Annotated in this window: 14 protein-coding genes and 1 pseudogene; 5 read left to right on the top strand and 10 right to left on the bottom strand. The window is 62.6% G+C overall.

The features are described from left to right. Positions 1–80: 80 nt before the first annotated feature. The 4 genes from NKH70_RS27125 to yidD form a co-directional block, all read right to left on the bottom strand. Complete coding sequence (locus tag NKH70_RS27125) at positions 81–1,019, bottom strand: lysophospholipid acyltransferase family protein (RefSeq protein WP_353026582.1); 939 nt, start codon at positions 1,017–1,019, stop codon at positions 81–83. An 83-nt stretch (positions 1,020–1,102) separates the two neighbouring features. Further along, positions 1,103–3,076, bottom strand: a complete 1,974-nt coding sequence (gene thrS / locus NKH70_RS27130) for a threonine--tRNA ligase (protein WP_353026584.1) — start codon at positions 3,074–3,076, stop codon at positions 1,103–1,105. Positions 3,077–3,244: 168 nt separating this feature from the next. Continuing rightward, complete coding sequence (gene blaOXA / locus NKH70_RS27135; RefSeq protein WP_353026586.1) at positions 3,245–4,060, bottom strand: class D beta-lactamase; 816 nt, start codon at positions 4,058–4,060, stop codon at positions 3,245–3,247. A 181-nt stretch (positions 4,061–4,241) separates the two neighbouring features. After that, a complete protein-coding gene (yidD, locus tag NKH70_RS27140) occupies positions 4,242–4,580 on the bottom strand; it encodes a membrane protein insertion efficiency factor YidD (protein ID WP_353026588.1) in 339 nt (112 codons plus the stop codon). A 336-nt stretch (positions 4,581–4,916) separates the two neighbouring features. On the opposite strand from yidD, the pseudogene NKH70_RS27145 reads away from it, so the two are divergent. Continuing rightward, positions 4,917–5,831: pseudogene (locus tag NKH70_RS27145) on the top strand (LysR substrate-binding domain-containing protein). Here the strand turns inward: NKH70_RS27145 and NKH70_RS27150 are convergent. Beyond that, positions 5,828–6,274: an iron-sulfur cluster assembly scaffold protein gene (locus NKH70_RS27150; protein WP_023678879.1), complete on the bottom strand. Its 447-nt coding sequence runs from the start codon at positions 6,272–6,274 to the stop codon at positions 5,828–5,830. The pseudogene NKH70_RS27145 and the gene NKH70_RS27150 overlap by 4 nt on opposite strands. A gap of 240 nt (positions 6,275–6,514) precedes the next feature. On the opposite strand from NKH70_RS27150, the gene folE reads away from it, so the two are divergent. The 3 genes from folE to NKH70_RS27165 all read left to right on the top strand — a co-directional run bounded on the left by folE (position 6,515) and on the right by NKH70_RS27165 (position 8,712). Continuing rightward, the gene (gene folE / locus NKH70_RS27155) at positions 6,515–7,150 is read left to right on the top strand and encodes a GTP cyclohydrolase I FolE (RefSeq protein ID WP_352719227.1); all 636 of its coding nucleotides are present in this window, start codon (positions 6,515–6,517) and stop codon (positions 7,148–7,150) included. Positions 7,151–7,185: 35 nt separating this feature from the next. After that, positions 7,186–7,656 carry a phosphoribosyl-AMP cyclohydrolase gene (hisI, locus tag NKH70_RS27160; RefSeq protein WP_353026590.1) on the top strand — a complete coding sequence of 157 codons (471 nt, stop codon included), beginning with the start codon at positions 7,186–7,188 and terminating at the stop codon, positions 7,654–7,656. A gap of 84 nt (positions 7,657–7,740) precedes the next feature. Next, positions 7,741–8,712, top strand: a complete 972-nt coding sequence (locus tag NKH70_RS27165) for a patatin family protein (protein WP_352466977.1) — start codon at positions 7,741–7,743, stop codon at positions 8,710–8,712. Between the two features lie 20 nt (positions 8,713–8,732). On the opposite strand, the gene recJ is transcribed toward NKH70_RS27165, so the two are convergent. From recJ to NKH70_RS27190, 5 genes are all read right to left on the bottom strand, one after another. Next, complete coding sequence (gene recJ, locus NKH70_RS27170; protein WP_353026592.1) at positions 8,733–10,517, bottom strand: single-stranded-DNA-specific exonuclease RecJ; 1,785 nt, start codon at positions 10,515–10,517, stop codon at positions 8,733–8,735. 60 nt (positions 10,518–10,577) lie between these two features. Further along, positions 10,578–11,561 (bottom strand): class II fructose-bisphosphatase, encoded by a 984-nt coding sequence (glpX, locus tag NKH70_RS27175; protein ID WP_352719224.1) that lies wholly within the window; start codon positions 11,559–11,561, stop codon positions 10,578–10,580. A 199-nt stretch (positions 11,562–11,760) separates the two neighbouring features. Next, complete coding sequence (locus NKH70_RS27180) at positions 11,761–13,074, bottom strand: homoserine dehydrogenase (RefSeq protein ID WP_352719223.1); 1,314 nt, start codon at positions 13,072–13,074, stop codon at positions 11,761–11,763. 40 nt (positions 13,075–13,114) lie between these two features. Further along, positions 13,115–14,332 (bottom strand): LL-diaminopimelate aminotransferase, encoded by a 1,218-nt coding sequence (locus tag NKH70_RS27185; protein WP_353026595.1) that lies wholly within the window; start codon positions 14,330–14,332, stop codon positions 13,115–13,117. A gap of 40 nt (positions 14,333–14,372) precedes the next feature. Further along, positions 14,373–14,759, bottom strand: coding sequence for a hypothetical protein (locus NKH70_RS27190; protein WP_353026597.1), 387 nt, complete (start codon positions 14,757–14,759; stop codon positions 14,373–14,375). A 96-nt stretch (positions 14,760–14,855) separates the two neighbouring features. On the opposite strand from NKH70_RS27190, the gene phaC reads away from it, so the two are divergent. Then, positions 14,856–16,691, top strand: coding sequence for a class I poly(R)-hydroxyalkanoic acid synthase (gene phaC / locus NKH70_RS27195; protein ID WP_353026599.1), 1,836 nt, complete (start codon positions 14,856–14,858; stop codon positions 16,689–16,691). The last annotated feature ends 145 nt before the right edge of the window (positions 16,692–16,836 follow it).

Below are 16,836 nucleotides of genomic sequence, written 5' to 3' on the forward strand. Positions count from 1 at the left end.
CCTCCACTCCAGCCAGCATCTTGAATCACAAAACAGATAAATCTGGAATCCCCTTTGATTCCGTCAAAGGGGGAACCGCTCTAGGCTGCTTTGCCCATGCGTCGCGCCAGCAACGACACGCGGCCACGCGCCTCGGCCGGCGCCAGGTCGAAGACCCCGCGCTGAAGGCGGTCGAGCAAGGCCTTGCGGTCGCGCAGCGGCTCCAGTTCGTCCCACCCCAGCGCATCGCCCACGCGCACGTCGATCGATTTGCCGGATAGGCGCGCAAATTCACGGATGAGCAGCGATGTGCGCAGCGTCAGCGAGGCCTTGCCGACGAATTTCGCGACACGCCCGTCGCGCTCGGCCATGTTCATCGGCCCGCTGACCAGATGGAACAGCCGACCGTTCTGGCCGGAAAAATGCATCGGGATGACCGATGCCTTGGCATCCTGGACGAGACGGGCCGGAAACATCTTCCACGGCAAATCGCGCGCCCAGCCAAATCCCTTCGGCGCGGTAGCCACGCCGCCGGCCGGGAAGACAACGATGCTGACGCCCTGCTTGAGCAGCCGCACCGCTTCATGGCGGACCGCCATGTTGTTCTTCAGCGCGTCCTTGGTCTCGGAAAAGTCGATCGGCAGCGAATAGGGCTCCATCTCGCGGATCTTGAGCAGATCCTTGTGGATCATGACGCGGAACGGCCGGCCGAGTTGCTCCGCCAGCGACAGCACGGCAATACCATCGCCGATGCCGAACGGATGGTTGACAACGATCACCAGCGGCGTGTCGGGCAGGTTTGCCGGCGGCCATTGACCGGCGGTCCGCACCCGGACATCGATCAGCTCCAGCATGCGGCTGAACACGCGCTCGCCGCTCGGCACCACGTGCCGGCGCCAGAAATCATAGAGTGCCGCGAAACGATCGCGTCCAGACAGGCCTTCGACCGATTGGATGAACCAGCGCGTCAGCGCCGGCTGATGCGGACTGGCATAGGAGAGCTCTGGAAATGGTCTTTCACGCATCTTCAGCTTGAGCATGGGGCTCGCTATACAATTGGCGTGACAGGCATATGAAAATGGCGGTGGATCGCTCCACCGCCATTCATTGCTGGTCGGCTGGTTCAGGCCGCGCGGCGCTTGCGGTCGGGTGTCACCGCCTCGTCGGCAAGCAGCTTTACGGCGGCTGCGAGGCCGAGCGATTCCTGATCGCGCGACCCGAGACGGCGGACATTGACCGTTTGTTCCTCGGCCTCCCGCTTGCCGCAAACGAGGATGACCGGGACCTTGGCAAGCGAATGCTCGCGAACCTTATAGTTGATCTTCTCGTTGCGCAGGTCGGCTTCGGCGATCAGCCCGGCCGCCTTCAGCTGCGCGACGACCTTTTGCGCGTAATCGTCGGCATCGGAAGTGATTGTCGCCACCACCACCTGCAGCGGCGCGAACCACAGCGGGAAATGGCCGGAATAATTCTCGATCAGGATGCCGAGAAACCGCTCCATCGAGCCGCAGATTGCGCGATGCACCATCACCGGCTGCTTCTTTTCCGAATCCGAGCCGATGTAGAAGGCGCCGAACCGTTCCGGCAGGTTGAAATCAACCTGCGTGGTGCCGCATTGCCAGTCGCGGCCGATGGCGTCCTTCAGCACATATTCGAACTTCGGCCCGTAGAACGTGCCCTCACCCGGATTGACGCCCGTCTTGATCCGGTTGCCCGACCGCGCCGCGATCTTGTCGAGCACATCCTGCAGCACGCCCTCGGCATGATCCCACATCGCGTCGGTGCCGACCCGTTTTTCAGGGCGGGTCGCCAGCTTGACGGTGATTTCGTCGAAGCCGAAATCGGCATAGGTCGACAGGATCAGGTCGTTGATCTTGATGCACTCGTCGGCGAGTTGTTCCTCGGTGCAGAAGATGTGGGCATCGTCCTGGGTAAAGCCGCGCACGCGCATCAGCCCGTGCAGCGCGCCGGACGGCTCATAGCGATGCACATTGCCGAATTCCGCAAGTTTTACCGGGAGATCGCGGTAGGACTTCAGCCCGTGCTTGAAGATTTGGACGTGGCCGGGGCAGTTCATCGGCTTCAGCGCAAACACCCGGTCGTCGTCGGTGTCGTCGCCAGCAACCGTCACCTTGAACATGTTGTCCCGGTACCAGCCCCAGTGGCCTGACGTCTCCCACAGGCTCTTGTCGAGCACCTGTGGTGCGTTGACTTCCTGATAGCCCTGCTCGTCGAGGCGGCGACGCATGTAATTGACCAGGTTCTGGAACATCCTCCAGCCCTTGGCATGCCAGAACACGACCCCGGGGCCCTCCTCCTGGAAGTGGAACAGGTCCATCTCACGGCCGAGCTTCCTGTGGTCGCGCTTCTCGGCTTCCTCCAGCATCGTCTGATAGGCTTCGAGCTGCGCCTGATCGGCCCAGGCCGTGCCGTAGATGCGCGTCAGCATCGGATTGTTGCTATCGCCGCGCCAATAGGCGCCGGCGACCTTCATCAGCTTGAAGGCGTTGCCGATCTGGCCGGTCGAGGCCATATGCGGGCCGCGGCAAAGGTCGAACCAGTCGCCCTGTGCATAGATCTTGAGATCCTGATCCTCGGCGATGGCGTCGATCAGCTCGAGCTTGTAGCGTTCGCCCTTGTCGGCAAAGATCCTTTTCGCCTTCTCACGCGACCAGACCTCTTTGGTGAACGGCTTGTTGCGCGCAATGATCTCGCGCATCTTCTTCTCGATCACCGGGAAATCGTCGGGCGTGAACGGCTCGTTGCGGGCAAAATCGTAGTAGAATCCGTTCTCGATCACCGGTCCGATGGTCACCTGCGTTCCCGGCCAAAGTTCCTGCACGGCTTCGGCCAGCACATGCGCCGCATCGTGGCGGATGAGCTCCAGCGCGCGCGGGTCCTCGCGGGTGATGATCTCGACTTTGCCCGATTTGCCGATCGGGTCGGAAAGGTCGCGCACTGTGCCGTCGATCGAATAGGCAACGGCCTTCTTGGCCAGCGACTTCGAGATCGATTCCGCCAGGCCGGCGCCGGTCATCGCCGCGTCGTAGTCGCGGATGGAGCCATCGGGAAATGTCAGGGAAACGGAATTCAGCATAAAATTCTCCTATCCAGTCCCGCAAACGAGCGCGGGTGGTGAAATGCATGTCGCCCAAAACTGCTTAGCGGTTTTTGGGGCTAAGACATGCATCAGTAAGAGCCGGATGCGTCCGGCGGCGAGCGGTCTTTTATGGACAGTTCTCGGCGCCGTAAAGCCGGATGTAGGTCACCTGAGGAGATTCGGCAGCTCTTTCAGGAACATCGCCCGCGTCTTGAGCCCCTTTGGCGTGTCGGAACGTTTCGTATCGACTACCAGGCGGGCAAAGACGATCTTGCGGGCATCGGTCTGCGCCCAGCCGACAAACCAGCCAAGCGAGCGCTTGTCGGCGCTGTCGCCGAGCTTGGTCGTTCCAGTCTTGCCCTGCACCGTCCAGCCGCCTACCCGGAAGGTCGGGACAATCGCGCTGGTCATCGCATCGGCGTTGTCCGAGACCGGCAGTTTCCGCGCCAGCAGCTTACGCAGAAAATCGACCTGTTCGACCGGCGATATCTCAAGCGAAGAGTTCACCCAGGAATGGGTGAGGCCGTCATTCTTGCCGGAATTGCCGGAGACGTCGGTGTTGCCATAGTCCAATCTGGACACATAGCTGGCAAACTGTTTGCTGCCGAGCCGGCGTGTAACCTCGCGTGAGAACCAAAGGACCGAATCCCTTTCCCAGATCGTCGGGTCGACGGTCTTGCGGTCCCGTTTCGGCGCATTGAACTCTGCCTTGTACTCCCAGCTTGGCGTGTGCTCGTCGCTCAGGATTCCAGCATCGTAGCCGATCAGCGCCAGCGGAACCTTGAATGTCGAGGCGGGGCTGAAGCGCTGGTCGCAGGTCCCTTGGCGATACAGCGTCTCGCCGCTGGCGGCGTCGACGATCAGCGTGCATTCGACGTCCCCGAGGGGCGCCGACTGCGCACGGATCGGAAAACCCAACAGCCACGCCAGGACATAGAGAACCACGGCGAAAACGAAAGGAAGACGATCTATCCGGCGCATTTGGTAATCTCTCCTGAAGGGTGTCAGGAGCGGCTTAGTGAGGTGTCTTGTCTCGATTTTGTCTCAAATGCGCGATGTCTGCGCAAGCTGCGGTTAACCCTACCAAATCGTAAAAGCGGTCCGGTTGTGCACTGAACAGTTGCGGTCAGCTGTCCAGGTCGCTACGTTTTTTCCCGATCAGTCAGTACCGCCATGGCGTGAACCAGAGGTAGCGATCCGCCAGCACCTTAGGCACGCGGTCGATGCCGTGCGTTCCGAACGGTCCGCAGCGCAGCACCCGGAAAAACCCCATCCAGCCGCCGGCCCACAGCCCGTGGCGGGCGATCGCTTCGTGCGCGTATTCGGAACAGGTCGGCAGATGCCGGCAGGAATTGCCGACGAAGCCGGACAGCGTCAACTGGTAGAACCGGACGAGCGCCGTGCCGACGACGCGGCCTGGCGTCTTGCGCCATGGGCCGGGCCAGTTGCGTCCTTGTCGAATCGGCCTGGCGCCGTGCGCATGCCGATGTTGGCCAACCACCGCAGTCTCCACATCGCGTTTTCCCTACGATAGATGTGCGCATCGGGCCAGGAACGCAATGCCGTCTGGCAATCCCGTCATGGCCTGGTACGGCGAACCGGGTAGCGGTCGGGCGTCGGCTTCCGACATACGGCGACGCTGGTCGGCCGCCTCTCCTCGCACCAATCCCTACGCGGTTTCTCGTCGTGCCATTGAAACGTCGCGATCCGCACAACGTCGCCCAGAATGTTGAGAAACTGGATTATGGCAGCACTCCTTGAGCACTGATTAGAGCCCCGCTGGCCTTGCTCTTCAAACGAGTATAACGTCCACGTCAGATAACTCTGAGTTATGCGAGTGAAGCGTGGACACCTGCCCCTGACGGCTCTCAGAAGCTTCGAAGCAGCCGGTCGTCACCTGAGCTTCAGCCGTGCGGCCGAGGAGCTTTACGTCTCGCAGGCAGCGATCAGCCGCCAGATCCGCGAGCTCGAAGCCTTCCTGCGCCAACCGTTATTCTTCCGCCATCATCGCCGCGTCGAGTTGACCGACACCGGCCGGCGGCTGCTCGACCAGTTGGTCAGAAGTTTCGAGGGCATCGACAGGCTGCTTTCGGAATTGACGGCGGCCCCGACGCAGTCCGTGGTCCGTGTCAGCGTCGAGCCATCGCTTGCATCCGTATGGCTGGTGCCGCGGCTCAACCGCTTTCGCGAGTTGCGACCCGATATCGACGTTTCCCTTGAGGTCAACCCGAGGTTGATAGAGTTTCGCAGCGATCAGCCCGAACTTGCCCTACGCTTCAGTGCGCACGCCACCTCATGGCCACGCAGCGAAGCCGAACAGCTTGCCGCGGTCGTCGATTCCCCGGTTCTGTCGCCGGCACTTCTTGCATCCGGCCCAGCTCTGGAAAAGCCGATCGACCTTGGTCGCTATACATTGCTGCACTAAGAAAACCGTCAGGCTTGGGCGCGCTGGTTCGAAGCGGCGGGCGTGACGGCTGATGCCGTGCCTGCGCGCGGCCCGATGCTCGCGGATGCTTCGCTTTCGAAGCAGGCAGCCTTGCTTGGACATGGTGTCGCGCTGGCCGATCTTTTGCAGATCGGCGAAGAACTTGCGTCCGGCGCGCTGATCAAGCCTTTCGACATCGACGTCGCGTCGGGCGCCTATTGGCTAGTGGCCAGAAGGCTGAATGACCTTTCAGAGCCGGCCAGGGCTTTTGCCGACTGGGTCCGGGCGGAATTCGCCGAAAGCCGGCGTTTTCTCGCCAAGGTTTAAGCCGCCTCTTCCGCCCGCTTCTTCTCGATCTGGCCTATGGCATCGACCACTGCGTCAAAGGTCAGCATGGTCGAGGCGTGGCGCGCCTTGTAGTCGCGCACCGGTTCCAGGTATTTCAGGTCGGCGAAGCGGCCTTCGGGCGGCGGGCCATTTTCCTTCAGCATCTTCAGCATCGTCTCGCGCACGCTGCGCAATTCTTCGGCGCTGGCGCCGACGACATGCTGCGCCATGATCGAAGACGACGCCTGGCCAAGCGCACAGGCCTTCACGTCATGCGCGAAATCGCTGACGACGCCGTCATCCATCTTCAGATCGACGGTCACCGTCGAGCCGCACAGCTTGGAATGTGCTCGTGCGGTTGCGTCGGGCCGGTCGAGCCGGCCGATCCGTGCGATGTTTCCGGCAAAACCCAGAATTTTCGCATTGTAGACATCGTCGATCATATTTTTCCAATCCGTCGCCGCCCAGCGAACAGTCATTGCCGCTCTGGCGTCTTCCTTTCGCTCGGTACGAACATATATAATGGCGGTAGTCGGGTATCGACAAGGCGACCACAAACCTCGTCATGCCCAATTCTGTTCACGCCACTTACGGGCTGGAAACCGGGCGAGTTTCTAACACCCGAAAGGTCGTGGTCCGTTCAACTCGTTCCTCCTGAGAGAGGAACTACGGGAGACGCCTTTATGGACGCCGTTATCAAGAAACTCATGCCGCGGTCTGCCTATATGGAAAAGCCGGTCACCGACCGGCCGAGCGAGGCCGAAGTCGAAGCCGCGGTGCGCACCTTGTTGCGCTGGACCGGCGACAATCCGGACCGCGAGGGCCTGATCGACACGCCGAAGCGCGTCACCAAGGCGTTCGGCGAAATGTTCAACGGCTATGATATGTGCCCAGCCGAGGAACTTGGCCGCACGTTCGAGGAAGTCGCTGGTTATGACGACCTCGTCCTCGTCAAGGACATATCCTTCCACTCGCATTGCGAGCATCACATGGTGCCGATCATCGGCAAGGCGCATGTCGGCTATCTGCCTGACGGCAAGGTTGTCGGCCTGTCCAAGATCGCCCGCGTCGTCGACATCTTCGCCCATCGCCTGCAGACCCAGGAAGCGATGACCGCGCAGATTGCCGGCGTCATCCAGGACGTACTCAATCCGCGCGGCGTCGCGGTCATGCTTGAGGCCGAGCATATGTGCATGGCCATGCGCGGCATCCGCAAGCAGGGCTCGACCACGCTGACCTCGACCTTCACCGGCGTCTTCAAGGACACACCCGAAGAGCAGGTCCGCTTCGTTACCATGGTGCGCGGCGGCAGGATCTGATCGGCCTGCCGGCTTCGCTAGATAAGGACCGGCGAATGTCGGCATTGGAATTCCCGAAAGCTCCAACAGACAAAAAGGCGCTTGAGGAAGGCAGGGTCCTTTCACCGCGCTTCGATTCCGGGGGCCTCGTCACCGTCGTCGTCACCGATGCCGAAGACGGCATGCTGCTGATGGTCGCGCATATGAATGCCGAGGCGCTGGCGCTAACCCTCGAGACCGGCGTCGCGCACTACTGGTCGCGTTCGCGCAATGCGCTGTGGAAGAAGGGCGAGACCTCTGGCAATGTCCAGCAGGTCGTCGAGATGCTCACGGATTGTGACCAGGACGCGATATGGTTGCGCGTCAAAGTGCAGGGTCACGAAGCAACTTGTCACACCGGCCGACGTTCATGCTTTTATCGGACGGTGGGGCTGAGCGATGGCAAAGGGACGCTTGCCAGCGACGGCAGCAAGCCGCTGTTCGATGCGGAAAAAACCTATCGAAAGCCCGATACACCATCAATATGAACCATTCGCAGCACTTCAGCCACGTATATTCATGATTTCGATACGGCCCGCCTGTAGGATGACCGTGGGACAAGGGAGATTGTGATGCTCGACTGGGCGTCATTGCGCAACAGACCTGACGTTCGGGAGGCCAATGGCCTCTCCTCGGCCGCGGGCGCATCCGAAACCAAATCCCCGGGCAAAACAGGGATTTCGCTGGCATTGGGTGGCGGCTGTGCGCGCGGCTGGGCGCATATCGGCGTGCTGCGCGCGCTTGACGAAGCCGGCATCGAAGTGTCGATGATCGCCGGCACCTCGATCGGCGCGCTGGTCGGCGGCTGCTATGTTGCCGGCAAGCTCGACGAGCTGGAAGAATTCGCGCGCAGCCTGACCAGGCGGCGCATTTTTGGTCTTCTCGACCTCAATCTACGCGGCAGCGGCCTGTTCGGTGGCATGAAGCTCGATGCGCGGCTGCGCGAGCACATAGCCGGCATCCGCTTCGAGGACCTGCCAAAACCATTCGTCTGCGTCGCTTCGGAAATCCGCACCGGCCATGAGATCTGGCTGTCGAGCGGCTCGTTGAGCACCGCCATGCGCGCCTCCTACGCGCTGCCCGGCGTGTTCGAGCCGGTCGCCTGCAATGGGCGTGTGCTGGTTGACGGCGCCCTGGTCAATCCGGTGCCGGTCTCGGTCTGCCGTGCCTACGAGCAGCCGCTCGTGGTTGCGGTGAACCTTCACTACGATCTGTTCGGCCGCGCCGCGGTGATCAAGCACAGTGCCGGCGAGCTGGTCATCGAGAAAGACGCGCCGCGGGCCGGCCACGCCGATCCCGAACGTCAGTCGCGCGAGACGCGGCTCGGCATTACCGGCGTCATGGTCGAAGCCTTCAACATCATCCAAGACCGCATCTCGCGCGCCAGGCTGGCCGGTGACCCGCCGGACATATCGCTGCAGCCGAAGCTCAGCCATATCGGCCTGACCGAATTCCACCGCGCCGACGAAGCGATCCGTATCGGCTACCAGGCAACGATGGCGCAGATCGGCGATCTGACCCGGCTGCAGACCGTCCTCGCTTAGGCAGAGCGGTCAGCGAGCTCTCAGGCAAGCGCCGCGTCGACGATACGAAATTGCACCGTGCGGTTGCCGTTCCAGTGGTTGCCCGACAGTGAGCCGGCTACATGCACCGGCTTGCCCCTGTTCTTGAACAGGAATTCGCCAAGAGCCGTGTCGATGGCGCGAAAGGCGATCGCCTGGATGCGGCCGCCGCTTTCCGACTGCAGTTCGGCGCGGATGTGGTTGCTGCCGACCGCCCGCGCATCGACAAGCCGGTGGCGCGGCAGCGCGAACACCGGCGCGACGTGCCCTGCGCCGAACGGCCCTGCCCTCTCAAGCGCATCGAGCAGCGCAAGCGTCGCGCCCTCGGCGGCAAGCGCGCCGTCGATCGCCAGGCTCTCCTCGCCTTGCAGGCGGAACACATCCACAGCCGCGCGCTCTTCGAAGAAAGCCCTGAGTTCGCCGAGCTTCGCCCGCTCGACAGTGATGCCGGCCGCCATTCCGTGGCCGCCGCCCTTGACGATCAGCCCAGCATCGGCAGCCTCGCGCACCAGCCGGCCGAGGTCGAAGCCCGACACCGAACGGCCTGACCCCGTACCGACACCATTGGCGTTGAAGGCGATGGCAAAGGCCGGCCGTCTTGCATGGTCCTTGAGCCGTGAGGCAAGCAGGCCGACAATGCCCGGATGCCAGTTGCTGCTGGCTGTGACCACGATGGCCGGACCATTGCCGCCGGCAAGCTCCGCGTCGGCCTCTGAGCGCGCCGCGGCCAGCATCTCCTGCTCCATGGATTGCCGCTCCTGGTTGAGCCGATCCAGCGTCTCGGCGATGGTGCGGGCTTCGACCGGGTCGTCGGTTGCAAGCAGGCGGCTGCCAAGTGCTGCGTCGCCGATGCGCCCGCCGGCGTTGATGCGCGGACCGATCAGAAAGGCCAGATGGAACGTGCTGATCGGCTCGCCTATACGCGAGACCCGCGCCAGCGCCGCCAGCCCTTCGTTTCTCTGCTGCCGCGCCACCTGCAGCCCCTTGACCACGAAGGCGCGGTTGACGCCGGTGAGCGGCACCACGTCGCAGACTGTGCCCAGCGCCACCAGGTCGAGCAGGGCAAGCAGGTCCGGCGGTGCGGCATCCGGCAAGCGGCTGCGGAGGATCTTCGCGGTCTGCACCAGGCAAAGGAAGACGACGCCGGCGGCACAAAGATGGCCCTGGCCGGAAAGGTCGTCCTCGCGATTTGGGTTGACGACCGCAGCCGCCCCCGGCAACGGCCCGCCGACCTGATGGTGATCGAGCACCACGACGTCGGCGCCGGCGGCCTTCGCCGCGTCGATGGAAGCAGCACTATTGGTGCCGCAATCGACGGTGACGATCAGCGTCGCGCCGCGCGAGACGAGTTCGCGCATCGCTTCCGGATTGGGGCCGTAACCCTCGAAGATGCGGTCCGGTATATAAATCTCCGACGGCACCGAGAAATGTGCGAGGAAGCGCTTGAGCAGCGCCGACGAGGCGGCGCCGTCGACATCGTAGTCGCCAAAGATCGCCACCTTTTCCCTGGCCATCACCGCCTGGGCGATGCGAGAGGCCGCCTTGTCCATGTCGGTCAGCGATGCCGGGTCGGGCAGCAGGTTGCGGATGGTCGGATCCAGAAACCGCTCGGTCTGCTCGGCGGTGACGCCGCGCCCGGCCAGCACGCGCGCCACGATATCGGGCACGCCATAACCTTGCGCGATGGCGAGCGCAGCCATGTCCTGGCGCTCGGTCAGCCGGTGTTCCCAGGAAACGCCGGTGGCCGATTGCCTGACATCGAGGAAAAAGCGTCTTTCCCCCGTCACGTGACGCGCCGTCTGCAATTTGTCATTGCGCACAATATGCAACGGCTAACTGAGTCGAAATCAAAACTTTTCCAGATCCTGGTGCCTGGCCTTGATCTCGCGCACGGTCCGCGATGACGAGCGCAGCACGATCGTATGCGTGGTGATGAAATTGCGGCCGAACTTGACGCCGGCCAGCATATTGCCGTCGGTCACGCCGGTCGCGGCAAACAGCACGTCGCCGCGTGCCATGTCTTGCGTGTGGTAGATCCGTTTGGGGTCGGAGATGCCCATCTTGGCGGCGCGCACCAGCTTTTCCGGCGTGTCGAGCATCAACCTGCCCTGCATCTGGCCACCGGTGCAGCGCAAGGCGGCAGCTGCGAGCACGCCTTCCGGCGCGCCTCCGGTGCCGAGATAGATGTCGATGCCGGTCTCGTCCGGGTCGGTGGTGTGGATGACCCCGGCGACATCACCGTCGCCGATCAGACGGATTGCGGCTCCGGTCGCCCGCACGGCTTCGATCAACGCGCCATGGCGTGGCCGGTCGAGAATACAGGCGGTGATCTCCGCCACCGGCACGCCCTTGGCCTTGGCCAGGCTGGCGATGTTTTCGGCCGGCGAGGCATCGATGTCGATGATGCCGTCGGCATAGCCCGGGCCGATCGCGATCTTGTCCATATAGACGTCCGGCGCGAACAAAAGGCTGCCTTTTTCGGCAATGGCAATAACGGCCAATGCGTTGGGCAGGTTCTTAGCGCAGATCGTCGTGCCTTCCAGCGGATCGAGCGCGATGTCGACAGCCGGGCCTTTTCGGGTACCGACCTCCTCGCCGATATAGAGCATCGGCGCCTCGTCGCGCTCGCCCTCGCCGATCACCACCGTGCCGTTGATGGCAAGACGGTTGAGCTCCTGCCGCATGGCATCGACCGCAACCTGGTCAGCGGCTTTCTCGTCGCCGCGTCCGCGCAATCTGGCGGCCGCGACCGCGGCGCGTTCGGTGACGCGCACCAATTCCATGGTCAGTATCCGGTCGAGGCCGGCGACAATGTTCTGGGCCACATTCATCGATGGACAATCCTCGTTGGCACTTTGTTTTTATGCATGTCGTTGTTCCAAAACCGCCGCACACTTTTGGGCGACATGCATTAGCCTCCCGCCGGAGACGCGCTTCTTGTGTCAAAGCCCCGTGACAACAGCAAGACCTGCGCTGGACCTTTTTGAAAGCGCAGCAATATCAATCGATTAAACGCAAAATGTGAGACTACTATCCGGCCCGCTCGATGCGGATGACTTGCGGCTTGTCGGTCAGAAGCCTGTCCCTGGTGATGCCGTCGACGGCCTTGCGCACCGCCGCCTCGGTCGTCTCGTGGGTCACCAGGATGACGGTCTTCTGTGCCTCGGTTTCCGGCCCAGCGGCATGCTGGACGATCGATTCCAGCGAAATGTCGTTGTCGGCCATGCGCTTGGCTATTGCCGCGAAAACGCCGAGGCGGTCGTGCACGGTCAGCCGGATGAAATAACCGCCGGCATGGCTGCGCATCTGCGCCTTCTTGTAGGGCTTCAATTCCTTCGCCGGCCGGCCGAAGACCGGACCATGCTGGAAGCCAGGCCGGCTCTTGGCGATGTCGGCAATGTCGCCGATCACCGCCGACGCGGTGGCGTTGCCGCCGGCGCCAGGGCCGGAAAGCAGCAATTCGCCGAGGATGTCGGTTTCTATCGCGACCGCGTTGGTGACGCCGTGCACCTGCGCGATGACCGAGGCCGTCGGCACCATGGTCGGGTGCACGCGCTGCTCGATGCCGCTTTCGGTGCGTTGGGCGACGCCAAGCAGCTTGATCCGGTAGCCGAGATCGCCGGCCGCGCGGATGTCGGCCTGGCTGATGTTGGAGATGCCTTCCATGTAAATATCGTTGGCGGCGATCCTCGTGCCGAAGGCAAGGCTGGTCAGGATCGACAGCTTGTGCGCGGTGTCGTGGCCCTCGATGTCGAAGGTCGGGTCGGCTTCGGCATAGCCCAGCCGTTGCGCATCCTTCAGGCAGGCATCAAAGGACAGGCCCTCGGCTTCCATGCGCGTCAGAATATAGTTGCAGGTACCGTTGAGGATGCCGAAAACGCGGGTCACCGAATTGCCGGCCATCGCCTCGCGCATTGTCTTGATGACCGGAATGCCGCCGGCCACCGCCGCCTCGTAATTGAGCAGCACGCCTTTCCTCTCGGCGATCTCGGCCAATGCCACCCCGTGCTTGGCAAGCAACGCCTTGTTGGCGGTGACGACATGGCGGCCGGCCTCGAGCGCCGCTTTGACGGACGAGCGTGACGGGCCTTCGTCGCCGCCGATCAGCTCGACGAAGACATCTATCTCGGCGGTCTGCGCCATCTTGACGGCGTCGTCGAACCACTGTGCTGTGCCAAGATCAACGCCGCGGTCGCGTTTGGGATCGCGGGCCGAAACCGCCGACACGACGATGTCGCGTCCGCACTGCCGCGTCAGTTCGGCCGCCTTGTCGCGCAGCACGCGGGCCACCGACGCACCGACGGTGCCCAGGCCGGCAATTCCAACACGCAACGCTTCAGCCATGTCCGGCGACGCCCCATTCGGTCGATTGATGTGTAAAAAATCAGCGATGCGCGGCGAGCGGTACGACGTTATTCGGCTGCTTGGCGCTGGACGCGAGGAAGCGCTTGATGTTGCGCGCCGCTTGCCGGATCCGGTGCTCGTTTTCGACCAGCGCGATGCGCACGTGATCGTCGCCATGCTCGCCGAAGCCGACGCCCGGCGCCACCGCGACGTCGGCGTGCTCGATCAGGAGCTTGGAGAATTCGAGCGAGCCGAGGTGCTTGAACGGTTCCGGGATCGGCGCCCAGGCGAACATCGATGCCGCCGGTGCCGGAATGGTCCAGCCGGCGCGGCTGAATGCGTCGACCATGACATCGCGGCGTTTGCGGTAGACGTCGCGCACTTCGGCGATGTCGGCGCCGTCGCCATTAAGTGCATGCGCCGCCGCCACCTGGATCGGCGTGAAGGCGCCGTAGTCGAGATAGGATTTCACGCGCGTCAGCGCCGAGATCAGCCGTTCATTGCCGACCGCAAAACCCATGCGCCAGCCCGGCATCGAAAAGGTCTTCGACATCGAGGTGAACTCGACCGCGACGTCTATGGCGCCCGGCACCTGCAGCACCGAAGGCGGCGGATTGCCGTCGAAATAGATCTCCGAATAGGCAAGATCCGACAGGATGATGATGTCGTTCTTCCTCGCGAAGGCCACCACCTCCTTATAGAAATCGAGCGAAGCGACCAGTGCCGTCGGGTTGGACGGATAATTGAGGATCAGTGCCAGCGGCTTCGGGATCGAATGGCGGATGCCGCGCTCCAATGCCGGGATGAAGCCGTCGTCCGGCTCGACCTGCAGCGAGCGGATGACGCCGCCCGACATAATGAAGCCGAAGGCGTGGATCGGATAGGTCGGATTGGGGCACAGGATCACGTCGCCGGGGGCGGTGATCGCCTGCGCCATATTGGCGAAGCCCTCCTTCGAGCCGAGCGTCGCCACCACCTGGCTGTCCGGGTCGAGCTTCACGCCGAAGCGGCGGGCATAGTAGTTGGCCTGGGCACGGCGCAGACCCGGAATGCCGCGCGACGACGAATATCGGTGCGTGCGCGGATCGCGCACCACCTCGCATAATTTGTCGACGATGGCCTTGGGCGTCGGCAGGTCCGGATTGCCCATGCCAAGGTCGACGATGTCGGCGCCGCGCGAACGGGCGCTTGCCTTCAGCCGGTTGACCTGTTCGAAGACATAGGGCGGAAGCCGGCGGACCTTGTGAAATTCTTCCATGGCAGTTCCAGACAGTGAGGTTGCGGTCGCGCGTATAAGCTTATTTGCAATTAGGGTCGAGAGCGGGGTCGCATTTGCCTTCGATCTGCTTCAGCGCCTCGGCGCCGTGTTTTTTTGCCAGCTGGTCCAGCGCTGCCTGGTCCGCGACCTTGACGCCGCCGCCCTTCGCGGCCTGGCTCTGCTCCTCGGCCTTCAACTGGGCGAGCTTGGCGTTCTTTTCCTCGTCGGTGAATTGCTCGGCCGCCACCTGCGGCCGGATGTTCAGGTTCGGGTAGGAACCGGTGTCCTTCGCGCCGACAAGGCCGGTGGCGGGCGCCGCACCTTCTATGTTGCTGCTCGTGCAGCCGGCCATCGCCAACAGGACGAGCCCCATGCGGCAAAAACGACCAGTGCCGGAAAAAACGTTCTTGCCAATATTAATCGTCATATTGTTTTCCTGGCGGCCGGGTTAGAGCACATTGGACCCTGTCCGATATCCCATGGTAATATGTCAACAAAACGCTTCGGGAGGAACCCGCGAACCATGTCCAAAACACCCGATTCGGGCAAAGCGGAAGATGACCAACCTTCGACCGTCGAGCAATATCTGGTGAAGGACCCGGAACGCTTCGCTCTGAACATGGCCCGCATGATCGAGCAGGCCGGCAAAGCCGCCTCGGCATGGGCCGAGCCGCGGGAAAAGGGCGAGGTGCGCGATCACGTCGCCGAGCCGGTCGTCGACATGGTGAAGACCTTCTCCAAGCTCACCGAGTACTGGCTCTCCGACCCGCAGCGCGCGCTGGAGGCGCAAACGCGGCTGTTTTCGGGCTACATGACCGTCTGGGCCAACTCCATCCAGCGCCTCAGCGCCGGCGCCGAGGACGCCGAAGATGCGGTCAGACCCGAGCGCGGCGACAAGCGTTTCCAGGACCCCGAATGGGGCCGCAACGCCTTCTTCGATTTTCTGAAACAGGCGTATCTGGTCACCTCGCGCTGGGCGGCCGAACTGGTTGAGCACGCCGACGGCCTGGACGAACACACCCGCCACAAGGCCAGCTTTTACGTCAGGCAGGTATCCAACGCCATCTCGCCGTCGAATTTCATCCTGACCAATCCGGAATTGTTCCGCGAGACCGTCGCCTCGAACGGCGAAAACCTGGTGCGCGGCATGAAAATGCTGGCCGAGGACATTGCCGCCGGCAAGGGCGACCTGAAGCTGCGGCAGGCCGATTATTCACCCTTCGAGATTGGCAAGAATCTCGCAACCACGCCCGGCAAGGTGGTCGGCCGCAGCGACGTCGCCGAAATCCTGCAATACGATCCTGCGACCGAGACCGTGCTCAAGCGGCCGCTGCTGATCTGCCCGCCATGGATCAACAAATACTACATTCTCGACCTCAATCCGCAAAAATCCTTCATTCGTTGGGCAGTCGAGCAAGGCCACACCGTCTTCGTCATCTCGTGGATCAACCCGGACGAGCGGCACGGCGCCAAGAGTTGGGAGGCCTACATCCGAGAGGGCCTGCAATACGGCCTCGACACGATCGAAAAGGCCACCGGCGAAAGGCAAGTCAACGCCGTTGGCTATTGCGTCGGCGGCACGCTTCTGGCGGCGGCCCTGGCTCTGATGGCGCAGGAAGGCGACCACCGCATCAAATCCGCCACCTTCTTCACCACCCAGGTCGATTTCACCTATGCCGGCGATCTAAAAGTGTTTGTCGACGAGGAGCAGGTCGCGGCCGTCGAAAAGGCGATGAACGAGAAAGGCTATCTCGACGGCACCAAGATGGCGACCGCCTTCAACATGCTGCGCTCGGGCGACCTGATCTGGCCCTATGTCGTCAACAACTACATGCGCGGCAAGGATCCCCTGCCCTTCGACCTGCTCTACTGGAATGCCGATTCGACCCGCATGGGCGCTGCCAACCATTCTTTCTATTTGCGCAATTGCTATCTCGAGAACAGGCTTTCCCAAGGCACGATGGAACTGGCTGGCCGCACGGTTTCGCTGAAGGACGTTACCATTCCGGTCTACAACCTCGCCTCTAAGGAGGACCACATCGCGCCGGCGCTTTCGGTATTCCTCGGCTCTAAATATTTCGGCGGCGAGGTCGACTACGTCATGGCCGGCTCCGGCCACATCGCCGGGGTCGTCAATCCGCCGGCGGCGCAGAAATATCACTACTGGACCGGCGGCAAGCCGGCCGGCGACTTCGACCAATGGCTCGCCGGGGCCACCGACCATCCCGGTTCCTGGTGGCCGCACTGGCAACGCTGGATCGAAGCCAGGGACAATACCCGCGTACCGGCCCGCAAACCGGGCGAGCATATGCAAGTTCTAGGCGAAGCCCCCGGCACCTATGTCAAGGTGCGCGTGTAACCATCTGTAATGTGTGGTGAGTTGACGCGCCGCCAAAAGCGGGCGAAATGGTGCCGTCAACCCTGAGCAGCCTTGATTCATCCTCTAGCCGCCAAATTACTTTGAGGCTTGCAGATTTGACACAGGTCTCGTTTCCGGTTCGGGG

Source organism: Mesorhizobium sp. M0991, assembly GCF_040318915.1.
Lineage (GTDB): Bacteria > Pseudomonadota > Alphaproteobacteria > Rhizobiales > Rhizobiaceae > Mesorhizobium.

Coding starts and splice junctions, on each gene's coding strand:
- NKH70_RS27125 (WP_353026582.1), bottom strand. CDS start 1,019: ATGCTCAAGCTGAAGATGCGTGAAAGACCATTTCCAGAGCTCTCCTAT.
- thrS (WP_353026584.1), bottom strand. CDS start 3,076: ATGCTGAATTCCGTTTCCCTGACATTTCCCGATGGCTCCATCCGCGAC.
- blaOXA (WP_353026586.1), bottom strand. CDS start 4,060: ATGCGCCGGATAGATCGTCTTCCTTTCGTTTTCGCCGTGGTTCTCTAT.
- NKH70_RS27150 (WP_023678879.1), bottom strand. CDS start 6,274: ATGATCGACGATGTCTACAATGCGAAAATTCTGGGTTTTGCCGGAAAC.
- folE (WP_352719227.1), top strand. CDS start 6,515: ATGGACGCCGTTATCAAGAAACTCATGCCGCGGTCTGCCTATATGGAA.
- hisI (WP_353026590.1), top strand. CDS start 7,186: ATGTCGGCATTGGAATTCCCGAAAGCTCCAACAGACAAAAAGGCGCTT.
- NKH70_RS27165 (WP_352466977.1), top strand. CDS start 7,741: ATGCTCGACTGGGCGTCATTGCGCAACAGACCTGACGTTCGGGAGGCC.
- glpX (WP_352719224.1), bottom strand. CDS start 11,561: ATGAATGTGGCCCAGAACATTGTCGCCGGCCTCGACCGGATACTGACC.
- NKH70_RS27180 (WP_352719223.1), bottom strand. CDS start 13,074: ATGGCTGAAGCGTTGCGTGTTGGAATTGCCGGCCTGGGCACCGTCGGT.
- NKH70_RS27185 (WP_353026595.1), bottom strand. CDS start 14,332: ATGGAAGAATTTCACAAGGTCCGCCGGCTTCCGCCCTATGTCTTCGAA.
- NKH70_RS27190 (WP_353026597.1), bottom strand. CDS start 14,759: ATGACGATTAATATTGGCAAGAACGTTTTTTCCGGCACTGGTCGTTTT.
- phaC (WP_353026599.1), top strand. CDS start 14,856: ATGTCCAAAACACCCGATTCGGGCAAAGCGGAAGATGACCAACCTTCG.